Genomic DNA, 15,915 nt, shown 5'->3' on the forward strand with positions numbered 1-15,915 from the left:
ATGAAGTGGCAGCTCGTCTGTAAGAAAAGCGAAAGTGTTTCCCTATAGTTTTCCTATAAAACAATAAAGCCTTGCAAGTTTATCACTTACAAGGCTTTATCTCTATCTGAGGTAGACCAAAGCACCCAATTATCGAATAACTTCCTTGATGACTTATTGGCTATTGCATACTTTGCATAAGCGCCATTATTTGGCTTAAAATTCCCTTTTAACACTTAATAAACGTGTGTTTAGTAAATAACAGACATAGCTACAATGGTCATTCTAGATATGGAACGAACCTTATGTGTGCATTGCTATTTCTCTTAATCCCACTCTCAGACCTTTATACTTACCGTCTTGGCTTTTAAAGTAATCCAGCCAAGGGTATTCACGTTTTTTTGGGTCTTCTTTAAGTGGAGCACGTCTGAAGTTGCTCTTGGTGCAATGCACTATCAATGCGAAGGCAAGTTGTTTTTCCTTGTTTTTGTAGGCTTGAAATAGTTTTCTTGAAGCCTTAAACAGTATGTTGTTGATATGGCTTTTAGAAAGCTTCTTAGTTTGTGAATACTTGCACTGGATAAAGGTAATCGTGTTTCCCTTCTCAGTTATCAAATCTATGCCACCGTCTGTATATCCGTTAAACCCGTTGTAGATAACTTTGAAGCCTTCACCTTCTAGAATTTGACCTACAAACTTTTCATAGACAAAGCCCCATTCATTGCCTTTGATTTTATCGAAGGGGTAAATGAGTTGCCCGTCTGCTATTTCAAGCTGTTTCAGTTCGGAATTAATCTTTATGTTGCCTTGCTTAAGACATTCTATCATTAACATGGATAACTTTAGAAGGGGGTTAATAGCTGGACTGAGTAAAGCAAGGCTCTCTTTAAAAGAGTTGGTAGGCTTACAATCAAAAAATTTGTTTTTTGCGTTAGCGATTTGGCACTACACTAAACCAGTGGTATTGTTCTGATTTGAAGCGTATTCTTCCGCTACTCTCCCAGTGGAGCCGTATATCTCAGAAGCTGACACGGTATACCCTACCGCCTTGTTCTTTATGTTTATGGCCGCATTCACATCCCTATCATGAAACGTACCGCAATGTTCACACTTCCACTCCCTCGTAGCTAATCTCAGTTCCGCATTTCTTGCTCCGCAGGTTGAACAATCCTGACTGGTGCACTGAGGATTCACTTTGATTAGTTCTCTTCCATACCACTTAGCTTTGTATTCCAACATGCGCACAAACTGCCGCCAAGAGGCATCGGCAATGCTTTTAGCTAGATTATGATTTTTAAGCATGTTTGATACTCGCAGATTTTCTACTACAATCGTTTGGTTCTCGCGAATGAGGTTACTGCTTAATTTATGCTGAAAATCATTCCTTGTGTTGGATACTTTTAAATACACTTTTGCTAGCTTAGCAACTGCTTTTTTTCGATTACTGCTGCCTTTCTTTTTTCTATTTACAGCCCTATGCGCTTTATTTAACTCCCGTTTATATCTGTAAAGGTTTTTAGGATTTTCTACAATTTGGTTCTCGGAAGTGACAAGGAATGACTTAATGCCTAAATCGATACCTATGGAAGTATTGAGCGTAGGCAATTTTTCAATATCTATTTCACTGGTTAGTGTCAGATACCACCCGTCAGTACAATGAGCAATAGTTGCTGTCTTTAACTTCCCTACAACACTTTGACTCTTTCGAAACTTCACTTTCCCAATCTTAGGCAATCTAATCGTACAGGTTTTATCACAAACCTTGATATTTTGCCTTACTGTAAATGAGCGATAAAATCTTTTGCTGGCGAATTTCGGATACCCGCCCCCTCTATAAAAGGTTTGATACGCAAAGTCTAAGCGATGAACAGCGTCCTCTAAGGCTAGAGAAGAGGTTTCGGCTATCCAAAGTGTGTCTTTTTTGAGTTCAGTTAATTGTTTGCAAAGGTCATACTTCGATAGTGAAATCCTGTGGACTCTATAGGCGTACTCTTTAGTCTCCAACGCCAAATTATAAACATACCTGCACGCTCCAATCCAGCGCTGAAATACCAAAACCTGCTCCTTTGTAGGTTTAAGCTTAAATCGGTATGTTTTAATCGAAGACATTAAACGATAAGGAGTACAGTTGTGTAATTACAGTAGTGAACTTAATGTTTATCTTGGATAACTGCAAACAATTCATGTTAAATGTAACCGCCTTATTTAACAAAAAACTGAAAGGTAGAAGTGGGTTTGACTCTGCTGTTTATAGCTAAATTAAAATTTTGGAGCGAATGTGGCGAATATCAATCAATACTGCGCCAATACAAGGTAAATCGGTAAATTTTTGCCGAAACAAGCTTATAGATACATGAAAATGCCTTTATTTAAATCTGACACTAGTTGACCTAAATTCGAAGTTTGCGACGCTATAAATGTGAGCAAGAGCATTTCTTTTAGCGCGAACCCAGATAGGCGGGTAAGCTAGATAGCTTTTATTTCACGCAAAGCTTGCTTAACTTTAGTCCATCGTACTACAGTTGGAAGTATAATTGGTCACCTATTTGGTCACCTGAAAAGCATAAAGCCTTGCAAGTTTATCACTTACAAGGCTTTATCTTCATCTGAGGTAGCGGGAACAGGACTCGAACCTGTGACCTTTGGGTTATGAGCCCAACGAGCTACCAACTGCTCCATCCCGCACTGTTATTGTGTTACAAAAGTAGGGCTAATGTTTTTACGATGCAAGCCCCGGCAGTTAAAAACATCAAAAAAAGTGCTCAATTCTAAAATTTACTGGTTATCCCAAAGTGTATCTTCGAATATTTAAAGGACAAGGGCTGCTGCTCCGACTTGCCCAATGAATACACCAGCTGAAAAATACCGGCTCCGGTGCTAAAACTAATGCCTCCGCCTACACCCAACGGAAAACCACTTGCCAGCGATGCTTTTAAGTCACTGCGGTAGTAGCCCTGGTCGTAGAACAACAGCACGTAAGAATCCTGGGCGGTAAAGAGGCGGTACTCCAGCGTGCCCACGGCGTAGGACGAGGCATAGAAAAAGTAATCGTCGAAGCCGCGGAGCGAGGAGAGGCCGCCGATGCGGTACATGTCGTTCAGGAAAATCTGGTCGTTGAGCAAAGCCTCGCCCTGCAGCCGCGTAAGCAAGGCGCTATTTTTGCCGAGCCGGAAGAAGTTCTCCAGCCGCATACTTATACTGAGTTGGTTGGTTTTCAGGTCCAGGGTATCGTAGAAGCTCTTTTCCAGGTCGGGGTTGCGCAGCAATGTTTTGGTGCCGGCCGCCAACTGCAGCTCTACCGAACGCCCGCGACGCGGAAAGTAAAAGTCGTCGAGGTTGTTCCAGCGGTAGTTCAGGCCATAGGTGGTGGTGCGGGCATCGGCTAGGTCGAGGTTCTGCAACTGTTGTGGGTTGGCCGCCGACAAAATGCGGGAGTTGCGCCACTCGTTAAACACGCTGAACTTGCTATACTTCAACGTATAGTAGCCCAGTTGCAGGCGCGGCTGCACGGTAATGTACGACGAATCCTGTTTGAGCAAATTAAACTTAGCGCCCAGCTCAAAAGGGGTGCCCAACAGGTTGGGGTGCAGGTATTCGCCATTCAGGATAACCGAGCCTTTGTTTACGCGCCGCCATTGCAGCCCTATACTTTTGCCCGTGCCTTTTATGTTCCGGATGTTCAGGCTGGCCTCGCCGGTTATCAGCAATTTGTTACCGGACCGGGTTGGGTCGGGCAGGAAACCCACCACGCCATCGAGCTGGTTGGCCTGCCGGTCTTCGAGAAAATAGTATACGCGGGCCTTGTCGCGGGCAAAGCGCACCTGCGGCGGGCGCGTTACTTTAATATAGGGCAGGGCCGTGAGCATCCGCTGCGACGCCTCTATCTGTTGTTGATTGTAGGGCTGGCCGGGGTATAACTGTAAATAATGCATCAGGAACTTCGGCTTGGTTTTGCTGCCACCCAGCACCTGCAGCGAATCGTAGGTAACCACAAAAGCCTTCTCCACCATCAGCGCTGCCGAAATTTTATTGTCTTCTATGTTGATGGAATCGAGCCAGACAGAGGCGAAAGGATAGCCGTTGCGCTCGGCATAATCCAAGATGCGTTGCTGCAGTTTTACGTACTCGGCAGGTTTAAACGGCACCTCATGGTAAAACTTCTCCCGGAAACCGGACTCTACCAAAATGCCTTCGCTGAGGTTGCCGTTGCGCAACTGAGCCCATTTAAACGCCTGCCCAATATGTAGTTTCACGTGGAGCGTGTCGTTGCGCAGGTATAAGCTATCCGCCGAGGCCAGTAGAAAAGCATCCTGTTGCAACTGATACACCAAATTCTGTACTTCCTGCCGTGCCGCTGCCGAATCCGGGAGTATAGCCGCGTAATTATACTTGCGGAGCGTTGGAGCATCCTCCTCAGAAGTATAGAACCGTAACGCTACCTTTTGCTGTGCCGGCATGGCGCTGCCGGCGTGTGTTTCCCCCTGCACCTGCGCCACAACAGGCAGGCAAAAAAGCAAACACCAGACTAAGGCTACGATTTTATACATTTGCAGTGAATTGTTTCAAGTGCTGAAGAGTTTGTTTAATGTGGTAATTAGGTAATGTGCTGATGTGCTAAATACTGTAAGTTCTGATTGCATTTTTATACTTGTAAGTTACTGCGCTGGTGCGAGCTTGCAGCTCGTACTTCCTTCTGTAGATAACGGTACGAGCTGCAAGCTCGCACCAGCGGAAGCGCATTAACTAACGCTAATTTAACAATTAACACATCAGCACATTAACTTATTACCACATTACCAATTAACAAATTAGCACCTTAAACACTTGGCTGGAATCTACCTACATATCCCTTTTTGCAAGCAAGCGTGCCATTACTGCGATTTCCACTTTAGCACCAGCATGGGGTTAAAGGAGCAAACGGTGCAGGCTATCGCCAGGGAACTTGTGCTGCGGCAGTCATACCTGCAGGGGCAAACGGTACAGACCATTTACTTCGGCGGTGGCACGCCTTCGCTGCTCAGCCAGGCCGAACTGCAACTTTTGCTGCAAACGATACGGGAACAGTTTATAGTTTCGGGGGATGCTGAAATTACCCTCGAAGCCAATCCGGACGACCTTTCGCCTGAAAAACTACAGGAACTGAAAGCGGCAGGTATCAACCGGCTGAGCATTGGCTTGCAATCGTTTCATGAGCCGCACCTGCGCCTGATGAACCGCGCCCACAGCGCCACCGAAAGTATAAACTGCGTGAAAGATGCGCAGGCAGCCGGTTTCGACAATATTACTGTAGATTTGATTTACGGCATTCCGGCGCCCGACCATACTATCTGGTTAAAGGATTTGGAAACCTTATTTGCGCTGGGCGTGCCACATGTGTCCTGCTACGCCCTTACCATTGAGCCCGACACGGCGCTGGGCCGCTGGAGCAAAAAAGGCAAGTTTAAACCCTCCGAAGATGACTTTACGGCCCGGCAGTTTGAGCTATTGCTGGACCAGATGCAGCAACAGGGATACGAACAGTACGAGATATCGAATTTCTGCCTGCCAAGTCACGAGTCGTGGCACAACAGCAACTACTGGCGCGGCGTGCATTACCTGGGCGTCGGCCCCAGCGCACACTCTTTTAACGGGCACTCGCGGCAGTACAATGTGGCGCACAACAAGAAGTATGTCGATGCCCTGGGGCAGGACACCGTGCCGTTTGAACTGGAAGAACTCACCCCCGCCGACCAGGCCAACGATTACCTGCTCACCAGCCTGCGCACTAGTTGGGGCTGCGACTTACGAAAGCTTCGGGAGGCGTATAGCTATGACGTGTACACCAACCATGCGCCCTACCTGCACGAGCTGCAACAAAAAGGCCTGGCAAGTATAAAAGACGAAGTGCTGTACCTGACCGCTAAAGGCAAGCTGCTGGCCGACCAGATCACGCTGGACCTGATGGTGGAGCAACAGGAGACATGAGTTTTTTCGACTGCACTGGCTGCACAGCAGTTGCGGGGAAATTTCCTCTTTCCTGCAACTGCCTCTCAAATAGAATGATAGATCTATCCTTAGAGAAGTAAAAAAAGTACATTCCCGGCTCTCATACAGTTTTTGTTGTCTCCTCTGCAATGCCTCAGCTACTACACCTTAGCTAAACTTTGTACATTAATCTCATGTAGGAGTTATGTAAACGCTTAAAATTCTGGCTCCAAGCATATTTAAAAGCCAATATGAGTCATAGGATATAGCTTTATTCAAAGAATTTATCTTTTTATAATTTTATTTTCTAAATTAAAATGGCTATTCTAAAAAGGCATTTATACTATAAAAGCACCTTTTGTACAACTCCTATTATACGCTTGCTATAGATGATTCACCTTTATAAGGTAAACTCATTCGGTAAATTATTACTAATTGAACAATTTAAATACAAGTTATAACAACTTTCTTTTGTTCTAACTTGTAAAGAAGTTATGATCACAATATTTATTGTTTAAATATTAACCATCCAGACGAATGAAAACACATCTACAGCTACACAAATTTAAAACTGATTTTGTTTTGCATAGCTATTGGAGTTGCAGAGCAAGTCTTGTTCTGCTTTTCCTTATCAGTCTTTCTTCTGCCGCACTTGGGCAGCAAATCAATCAGGAGTGGGACAAAGTTTACGGCCTTAAATCCTTTGATGATGAGGTTCATTTTGCTACGATGGTTGCTGCGCCAGATGGAGGCTACCTATTAGGTGGTGATACCGAATCCAAAGCTTACTGGATTGTAAAGACTGATACGAAAGGTAATAAGCTATGGGACAAAACTTTCGGAGGCGACAGCTATGAGCATTTGGAGGCTATCATCACGACAGAGGATGGGGGCTATTTGCTGGGCGGTTATTCTAGCTCCGGTAAAAGTGGCGGCAAGAGTGAAGAAAACAGTGCGCGGGACGAGGCACTAGAGTCCTGGATCGCAAATTATGACTATTGGATTGTAAAGATAGATGCGCAGGGGAACAAGATTTGGGATAAAACATTAGGAGGCAACAGGTCTGATTATTTATCCTCCATGGTAACTACTCCTGATGGGGGTTACCTCTTGGGAGGTTATTCTAGTTCAGCAATAAGCGGCGACAAGAGCGAAGCCAGCCGCGGGGATAACGATTATTGGGTCGTAAAGATAGATGCGCAGGGGAACAAGGTTTGGGACAAAACATTAGGAGGCAACAAAGATGATAATTTCACGGCATTATTAGCCACCAGCGATGGCGGTTATCTGCTGGGAGGCTATTCAAAGTCGGGAATCAGCAGTGATAAAAGCCAGCCCAATCTGGGTACCTGCGAAGGCCAGTATTGTACCAGAGATTACTGGGTCGTAAAAATAAACGGCAACGGAGCAAAGGTTTGGGATAAAACCTTTGGAGGCAATGAAGATGATATCCTGAGAACCATGATTAATACGCCTGATGGCAACTATCTGCTGGGAGGCGACACCCGGTCTAACTTAAGTGGCAGCAAGAGCCAGGACAAGAAGGGATATTGGATCGTAAAAATAGACAATACGGGTGAGGAAGTATGGGATAAGACTTTTGGTGGAAATGGCTATTACAACATGTATACTGTTGTAGCTAACGCAGAAGGCTACCTATTAGGCGGCTTCGCGGACATAGGTATTGACACGGATAAGAGTGAAGCCAGCCGGGGCGATTTCGATTATTGGATAGTGCAGGTATCGGCTGATGGCAACACCAAACTCTGGGACAAAACTTTTGGCGGGGGCACAATGCTGATAATGGGTAAGGAAGTAGGTGCTGATATTTTGAAAACCATCTTACCAACCGCCGATGGGGGCTACCTGCTGGGAGGGGAATCAGCAGCAGTTGCCGGTAACGAGAAAAGCGAAGACAAAAACGGTTACTGGATTATCAAAGTAAAAAACACCGCCACATCGCCACCCATGGACACAACGGTGGCTTTAAGTTATGGCGGCTCGGGGGCGGACCGGCTCATAGTAGGGCTCAAAACTAAAGACGGTGGCTATCTGGCCGGCGGCTACTCTAACTCCGGCATCAGTGGCGACAAGAGCGAGGCCAGCCGCGGAGGCTTTGATTATTGGGTGGTGAAAACTGACGCTAAGGGCAATGAACTATGGGACAAGACCTTTGGGGGCAGCGAAGATGATAAGTTAGTCTCAATTATCGCTACCGAGGATGGCGGCTATTTACTGGGCGGCTCTTCCCTCTCCGGTGTAAGCAGCGATAAGAGCGAGCCCAATCGCGGAGAATCGCATGGCAAAACAGAGGATTACTGGATTATAAAGATTGATGCCGAGGGCAACAAGGTATGGGATAAAACTTTTGGAAGCTTATATAGCGATGAATTAGAAGTCATAGTGGCTACAAAAGACGGCGGCTACTTGCTTGCCGGAGGCTCTACTGGAGGAGGAGGCGACCGGACCGCAGAGCAACTTAACTATATGGATTCCTGGTTAGTTAAAATTGACTCTAACGGAAACAAAGTATGGGATAAGGCTTTGTCTTTTGATGCTGATGAGCAATACCTTACCGCTATATTCAGCACTCCGGATGGCGGCTATCTACTTGGCGGCACATCTAAAAAGTATGGTAGCATGTCTGCAAATTTTCAGAATCCTTCCTATTCTTTAGCAGTTGTAAAGATAAATGCTGATGGTGAGGAAGAGTGGGAGAAGGGCTTCTATGGCAATAGACATTTAAATAAAATGCAAGCAATGATCCCTACTGCTAATGGTCACTACCTATTAGGAGGAACTTCCTACGACTATACTTATGGATATGATGAGGATCATATAGATTATGTAACTGGAACAACACCCAATGATTATTACATAATTGACATAGACGGCAACGGGCTGAAGCAGTGGGAAAGAACAATTGGCGGAACGGGAGATGACAAGCTGGCAGCGTTGCTGGCTACCCCAGACGGAGGTTACCTGCTGGGCGGCTCCTCTACCTCAGGGATAAGTGGCGACCGCACTGAAGCAAACATATCGGGTTATACTTACAAAGATTCTACGGGAGCTGAGACCTTCCGGCCTTTAAGCGATTATTGGGTCGTAAAGCTTAACCAGAATGGCGACAAGCTGTGGGACAAGGCTTTTGGCAACGACAGCGACGATGCTACTGCCTCTGGCGGCAACTACCTAAGCGCCATGCTGGTAGCGCCTGACAGCAGCTATCTGCTGGGTGGTACCAGAAACTGGGACGGAAGCGAACAGCATGACAGCGACTTCTGGGTTGTTAAAGTTGAAGATACCGCTACGCCGCCTGTTACCAATGCCTGGAATGTGCGGTTTGGCAGCGCAGGCACCGATCGGTTCACAACTGTTATCAAAACAAAGGATGGCGGCTACCTGCTGGGAGGCTATGCCGCTTATGGCAGCAGAGGCGACAAAGGCGAGATCCCTAGTGCCTATGATAGAGATTACGCTGGCCGCGGCGGGTATGACTTCTGGATTATCAAAACCGATAAGCATGGTAACCGGCTCTGGAACAGAACCTATGGCGGCACAGCAGACGATTATTTAAACCGGATCATTCCTACAAAAGATGGCGGCTACTTGCTGGCCGGCTCTTCTAAGTCAGGCTTAGGGGGCGACAAAACAGAAGCTTCTCAGGGTGATCAGGATTACTGGATTATTAAAATCAGCAGCGATGGTACCAAGCAGTGGGATAAAACCTACGGCGGCTCCAGATTTGATGACCTGCGCAAGGTCAATCAGCTATCCAACGGGAATTACCTCTTAGTTGGACAGAGCAACTCGCCTTTAAGCGGAGACAAGAGCCAACCAAGTTGGGGCAGCAGAGATTACTGGGTGGTTATGATTGATAGTAACGGCAACAAGCTTTGGGACAAACGGTATGGAGGATCTGGACGCGAAGATCTGGAAAGCTTTACCAAAACTCCTGACGGAGGCTTTCTACTGGCCGGCAGTTCTGCTTCAGGTAAGTCCGGCGATAAAACACAGGACTCACAAGGCGGTAAAGACTACTGGCTGGTGAAGATAAACAGCAGTGGCACTATGCTGTGGGACAAAGCTTATGGCGGCAACAAAGACGATGTATTATACTCTATCGGCATTACTGGAAACGGGGAGTATTTTGTAGCTGGCCATAGTAGTTCGGGCAAGAGTGGCGATAAGAGCCAGATCAGCCAGGGAGGTTCGGATTACTGGATGCTTAAGCTTAGCAAGACCGGTGCAAAACTATGGGATAAGAGTTTTGGGGGCGCAGGAGATGAAACGTTACGTTCTATTATACAAGCAAAGGATGGAGGATATGTCTTAGCTGGTAGCTCAGACTCTGGTGTGAGCGGAGACAAAACGCAGCCCAGCCAAGGCGGTACCGACTATTGGCTGGTAAAAACGGATGAGCAGGGTAATAAAGAGTACGATCAGCGATTTGGCGGTGCGGGTAACGATGAATTCCGCTATATTCAACATACTCCTGACGGCGGCTACCTGCTGGGCGGCAGGTCTGACTCAGGGGCAAGCGGCGACAAATCGCAACCCAGCCAAGGCGGCACCGACTATTGGCTGGTAAAAGTGGGCCCTGTCACTGGAACTGCTGTGGCTGCAGCAGTGGCTGGCCAGTCAGCTATAGTCGCCAAGTATGCTGAATTCAGCGGATGGCCAAATCCCTTCTCTGATAGAATTACGATTTCTTTTAACTTAAAGCGGACACAAGCAATCAGTCTAAAGCTATATGATAGCCAGGGCCGCATAGTAAGCACGCTATATGAAGGCGAGGTGCAGGGCGGAAAGGCATATGAGGTACAGTGGCGGCCAGCGGCGAACCAATCAAAAGGCATCTATATTCTTCGATTGCAAACTGCTGACCATACCAGCTTTCAAAGGCTGATATTAAACAAGTAGTATCATAGCTTTGATTGCTATAACAGGAGCCGTTAGAAAGGTTTTACCTAAAAGTAATCCAGGTAACGGGCGGCAACATTGCCGCCCGTTACCTGGATTACTTTTGATAGCTAATTAACAAAAATGATAAAAACAGTTGTGGCGCTTCTACATCTGTTAAAACTATTTATACAAACTTCTTAGTGTTGCTGAGTTCAGCTAAAATATAAATGATTTTTTTCTAAAACAGCGCCTCGGCTACTTTGCGCACAGACTCGGACTTGCCCATAGAATAGTAGTGCAGGCAGGGTACCCCGAACTCCACCAGCTCTTTTGATTGCTGAATGGCCCACTCTACCCCCACTTGCGCGGCGGCTTTGTTGTCGGCACAGGCTTCCACAGCATCGGCCAACTCACACGGAATCTCGAGGTGGAAAAGACTTGGCAAAACTGTGAGTTGCGATTTAGATGTCAGGGGCTTGAGACCGGGTATAATCGGTACGTTGATGCCCGCTTCGCGGCACTGCTTCACAAAGTTGAAATACTTCTGGTTATCGAAGAACATCTGCGTCACGATATAATCTGCGCCCAGTTCCACTTTCTTTTTCAGCCAGCGCAGGTCGGCTTTCAAGTTCGGTGATTCAGAGTGCTTCTCCGGGTAGCCGGCCACGCCGATGCAAAAATTCGTACCATTATGGTTTATCTGCTCATCATCCAGGTAAACACCGTTGTTCATGTCTACCACCTGCTCAATCAGCTCCGAAGCGTACGTATGGCCTTTGGGATCAGGTATAAACCGCTGTTCGCTCTTTACACAATCGCCGCGCAGCACCAGCACATTGTCGATGCCCAGGAAGTGCAGGTCGATGAGGGCGTTCTCGGTTTCCTCTTTGCTGAAGCCACCACAAATCAGGTGCGGTACGGTATCTACTTTATAGTGGTTCTGAATGGCGGCACAAATACCCACCGTACCGGGACGCTTGCGCGTGGTCCGTTTTTCCAGCAAGCCGTTTTCGCGCTGCTTATATATATATTCCTCCCGGTGATAAGTTACGTCGATAAACGGCGGCTTAAACTCCATCAGCGGATCGATGTGGCTGAACAGGCTCTTGAGGTTCTCTCCTTTCAGCGGAGGAAGCACTTCCAGGGTAAACAGTGTCTTATCGGCGTTTTTGAAGTGATCCGTAATTTTCATATTGATGCTAAGGGTGATGTTTTTTAGACTTTAGATGCTGGATACTAGACATTAGACAATCTATTTAACTTCAAACTATGACAGCAGCTATACCTGTACCCATATAGCGCATATGCCCAATGACAAGTCTAAAGTCTAACGTCTAACATCTCTTTATACTGTTTGCTGCGCTACCGGCTGCGGCTCGTAATTCAGGTTTGGCGACAGCCAGCGTTCCAGTTCTTCCTGCGCCATGCCTTTGCGACGAGCAATGTCGGCTACCTGATCTTCACCTATCTTACCAAGGCCGAAATAGCGTGACTCGGGATGCGCAAAGTATAAACCGCTCACCGAAGAGGCCGGGTACATCGCCAGGTTCTCTGTCAGCATAATGCCTGTGCTATTTTCTGCGTCCAGTAAATTAAACAGCGTAATCTTTTCGGTATGGTCAGGGCAGCCGGGATAGCCGGGCGCCGGACGTACACCCTGATACTGCTCTTTTATAAGCTCCTCGTTCGCCAGGTTTTCCTGCGGCGCATAGCCCCACAGTTCTTTCCGCACCTTGGCGTGCATCAGCTCGGCAAAGGCTTCGGCTAAACGGTCAGCCAGGGCTTTCAGCATAATAGAACGGTAGTCATCGTGCTCTGCGGCATACTCCGCCAGCAGCTTCTCAATTCCAAAGCCAACCGACACTGCAAAGCCACCGATATAGTCGTTTCTGCCTGTTTCTTTTGGAGCGATAAAATCAGAGAAAGCCAGGTTTGGCACCTTGTCGCCCTTTTTGCCCTGCTGCCGCAAGGTATGGAACTCCGCCAGCACGTGCTCACGGGCATCGTCGGCGTATACTTCAATAGTATCGTCATCAACTACGTTTGCCGGGTAAAAGCCTACTACACCACGGGCTTCCAGCAGCTTTTCGTCTATTATCTGCTGCAACATCTGCTGCGCATCGGCGAAAAGCTTTTGCGCCTCCACGCCCAGTTCCGGATCGCTGAGGATTTTCGGATACTGGCGCTTCAGCTCCCAGGCATGGAAAAACGGTGTCCAGTCGATGAAGGGCACCAGCTCAGCAAGCGGATAGTTGGTGTATGCTTTGTTGCCGATAAAGCCTGGTTTTACCGGCGCGGCCTCTTCCCAGTTTATCTTGTACTTGTTGGCGCGTGCCTCGGCTATACTTGCAAAAGCGCGGTCTTTGGTGCGGTTCAGGTGGTCGGCACGCAGCTTTTCATACTCAGCCTTTATCTCAGCCACATAGCTGTCGCGGTTGCTGCCCAGCAGGCTGCTCACCACCGTTACGCTGCGCGAGGCGTCGTGTACGTGTACCACCGGCCCGCTATACTTGGGTGCAATCTTCACGGCAGTGTGTACCCTGGAGGTCGTGGCGCCGCCAATCAGCAGCGGAATTTTCAGGCCGCGGCGCTCCATTTCCTGCGCCACATACGTCATCTCATCCAGCGAAGGCGTAATCAGCCCACTCAGGCCAATCATATCTACCTGGTGCGCCTCCGCTTCCGATAATATTCTATCCAGCGGCACCATCACCCCCAAATCAATTACTTCATAATTGTTACAGGCCAGCACCACCCCCACAATGTTTTTGCCGATATCGTGCACGTCGCCTTTCACGGTAGCCATCAGAATGGTGCCTGCCGTAGATTTTGAGGTATCGGATGCCAGCTTTTCCTGTTCCATAAACGGCAGCAGGTAGGCCACAGACTTCTTCATCACGCGGGCGCTTTTTACCACCTGCGGCAAAAACATTTTGCCGGCTCCAAATAGGTCGCCTACCACCTGCATCCCGGCCATCAGCGGCCCTTCAATCACGTCCAGCGTTTTGTCTGCGCGCTGGCGGGCTTCTTCGGTATCTTCGTCGATAAAGTCAACAATGCCTTTTACCAGCGCATGCTTCAGGCGTTCCTCTACGGGTGCCTCGCGCCAGGCATTATCGGCCTGCGCAGCTGCTTTTCCTTTTCCTTTGATGGTTTCGGCATAGTTTACCAGTTTTTCCGTCGCATTAGGATGGCGGTTGAAGATAACATCTTCAATTAAATCACGCAGCTCCAACGGAATCTCCTCATAAATGCCCAGCATGCCTGCATTCACAATGCCCATGTCCATACCGACCTGCACGGCATAGTATAAAAACACGGTATGCATCGCCTCGCGCACCAGATCATTGCCCCTGAACGAGAACGACAGGTTGCTTACGCCACCGCTGATCAGAGCGTGCGGCAGGTTGGCTTTTATCCATTTTACCGCCTCCAGGTACTCTACGGCATAGTTGTTATGCTCTTCTATACCTGTGGCGATGGCTAGTATGTTCGGGTCAAAAATAATGTCCTGCGGCGGAAAGCCTATTTCTTCCGTCAGGATGCGGTAGGCACGGGCGCAAATCTCAATTCTTCGTTCAAAGGTATCGGCCTGGCCCTGCTCGTCAAAAGCCATCACCACGGCAGCGGCACCGTACTGGCGCACCTTGCGGGCTACTTCCTTAAAGTTTTCTTCGCCTTCTTTCAGGCTGATGGAGTTCACGATGGATTTGCCCTGTACGCACTTCAAACCGGCCTCAATCACGCTCCATTTAGAGGAGTCGATCATGATGGGCAGTTTGGCAATATCAGGTTCGGAGGCGATGAGGTTGAGGAAGTTGGTCATGGCCTCTTCTGAGTCGAGCATGCCTTCGTCCATGTTCACGTCGATGATTTGCGCCCCGCCTTCTACCTGCTGCCGCGCCACGGAAAGGGCATCTTCAAACTTGCCATCTACAATCAGGCGGGCAAATTTCTTGGAGCCGGTTACGTTGGTGCGTTCGCCCACGTTTACAAACAGGCTTTCAGGTGTGATAGTGAGGGGTTCGAGGCCGCTGTAACGCGAGAAAGGAGGAACAACCGGCGGCGTGTGTGGTTTATACTTGGCAGCAAGGTCTGCAATAACTTTAATGTGCTGCGGCGTGGTGCCACAACAACCACCAAGTATGTTCACCAGTTCTTCGCCCAGGTACTCCTCTACGATGGCACCCATTTCGCTGGCTGTTTCATCATAACCGCCAAAGGCGTTAGGCAAGCCGGCATTAGGATAAGCACTAATGTAGCAGCCAGCAATACGCGACAATTCCTGGATATGCGTTTTGAGCTGGCGCGCGCCCAAAGCACAGTTAAAGCCTACGCTGAGTATAGGCGCATGCGAAACAGAGTTCCAGAAAGCCTCCACGGTCTGGCCGGATAAAGTACGGCCGCTGGCATCTGTAATGGTACCGGATATCATAATAGGCAGCTCTTTGCCACCATCCTGCACATACTGCTCGGCCGCAAAAATAGCTGCTTTGCAGTTCAGCGTATCAAAAACGGTTTCTATCAGCAACACATCCGCACCGCCGTCTGCCAGGCCGCGCACCTGCTCATAGTAAGCTGTTACCAGTTGGTCGAAGGTGATGGCACGGTAGCCCGGGTTGTTCACATCCGGAGAAAGAGAAGCGGTGCGGTTTGTCGGACCGATAGCACCGGCTACAAAGCGCGGCTTATCCGGATGCTGCGCCATTACCTCATCTGCTGCTTCGCGCGCCAGCTTTGCCGATGCATAGTTCAGCTCATATACCAGTTCCTCCAGGTGATAATCCGCCATGGCGATGCTGGTGCCGCTAAAAGTATTTGTTTCGATGATGTCGGCGCCGGCGTGCAGATATTCCAGGTGAATGGCTTTAATGATGTCCGGGCGCGTAATGGACAGCAGATCGTTGTTGCCTTTCAGGTCGGAGGGATGGCTTTTGAAACGTTCGCCCCTAAAATCTGCTTCGCTGAGCTGGTAACGCTGGATCATAGTGCCCATGGCACCATCCAGCACTAAAACGCGCTCACGCAACAACTGGTATATCGGATGATTATTCATAGCGGATGTCT

At 48.2% G+C, this 15,915-nt stretch carries 7 protein-coding genes and 1 tRNA gene; 2 read left to right on the plus strand and 6 right to left on the minus strand.

Annotated features, from left to right (window positions below; translation table 11 throughout):
• Nucleotides 1–282: 282 nt before the first annotated feature.
• The 4 genes from I2I11_RS06820 to I2I11_RS06835 form a co-directional block, all read right to left on the minus strand.
• A complete protein-coding gene (locus I2I11_RS06820) occupies nt 283–813 on the minus strand; it encodes a restriction endonuclease (protein WP_196266935.1) in 531 nt (176 codons plus the stop codon).
• Nucleotides 814–924: 111 nt separating this feature from the next.
• On the minus strand, nt 925–2,088 hold the full coding sequence (locus I2I11_RS06825; RefSeq protein WP_196266936.1) for an RNA-guided endonuclease InsQ/TnpB family protein: 1,164 nt from the start codon (nt 2,086–2,088) through the stop codon (nt 925–927).
• Between the two features lie 503 nt (nt 2,089–2,591).
• Nucleotides 2,592–2,664 (minus strand) — tRNA-Met (locus I2I11_RS06830).
• Nucleotides 2,665–2,747: 83 nt separating this feature from the next.
• Entirely contained in the window at nt 2,748–4,526 is a 1,779-nt protein-coding gene (locus I2I11_RS06835) for a BamA/TamA family outer membrane protein (RefSeq protein ID WP_230679950.1), read from the minus strand.
• 277 nt (nt 4,527–4,803) lie between these two features.
• Between I2I11_RS06835 and hemW the strand changes: the two genes are divergently transcribed.
• Both hemW and I2I11_RS06845 read left to right on the plus strand, forming a co-directional pair.
• Nucleotides 4,804–5,943 carry a radical SAM family heme chaperone HemW gene (gene hemW / locus I2I11_RS06840; protein ID WP_196266937.1) on the plus strand — a complete coding sequence of 380 codons (1,140 nt, stop codon included), beginning with the start codon at nt 4,804–4,806 and terminating at the stop codon, nt 5,941–5,943.
• A gap of 537 nt (nt 5,944–6,480) precedes the next feature.
• A complete protein-coding gene (locus I2I11_RS06845) occupies nt 6,481–10,866 on the plus strand; it encodes a T9SS type A sorting domain-containing protein (protein ID WP_196266938.1) in 4,386 nt (1,461 codons plus the stop codon).
• Nucleotides 10,867–11,086: 220 nt separating this feature from the next.
• Here the strand turns inward: I2I11_RS06845 and metF are convergent, their stop codons facing one another.
• Both metF and metH read right to left on the minus strand, forming a co-directional pair.
• Nucleotides 11,087–12,040, minus strand: coding sequence for a methylenetetrahydrofolate reductase [NAD(P)H] (gene metF, locus I2I11_RS06850; RefSeq protein ID WP_196266939.1), 954 nt, complete (start codon nt 12,038–12,040; stop codon nt 11,087–11,089).
• Nucleotides 12,041–12,193: 153 nt separating this feature from the next.
• Nucleotides 12,194–15,904, minus strand: a complete 3,711-nt coding sequence (metH, locus tag I2I11_RS06855) for a methionine synthase (RefSeq protein WP_196266940.1) — start codon at nt 15,902–15,904, stop codon at nt 12,194–12,196.
• Nucleotides 15,905–15,915: the final 11 nt, after the last annotated feature.

Source organism: Pontibacter rufus (assembly GCF_015694705.1).
GTDB lineage: Bacteria > Bacteroidota > Bacteroidia > Cytophagales > Hymenobacteraceae > Pontibacter > Pontibacter rufus.

Coding starts and splice junctions, on each gene's coding strand:
- I2I11_RS06820 (WP_196266935.1), bottom strand. CDS start 813: ATGTTAATGATAGAATGTCTTAAGCAAGGCAACATAAAGATTAATTCC.
- I2I11_RS06825 (WP_196266936.1), bottom strand. CDS start 2,088: ATGTCTTCGATTAAAACATACCGATTTAAGCTTAAACCTACAAAGGAG.
- I2I11_RS06835 (WP_230679950.1), bottom strand. CDS start 4,526: ATGTATAAAATCGTAGCCTTAGTCTGGTGTTTGCTTTTTTGCCTGCCT.
- I2I11_RS06845 (WP_196266938.1), top strand. CDS start 6,481: ATGAAAACACATCTACAGCTACACAAATTTAAAACTGATTTTGTTTTG.
- metF (WP_196266939.1), bottom strand. CDS start 12,040: ATGAAAATTACGGATCACTTCAAAAACGCCGATAAGACACTGTTTACC.
- metH (WP_196266940.1), bottom strand. CDS start 15,904: ATGAATAATCATCCGATATACCAGTTGTTGCGTGAGCGCGTTTTAGTG.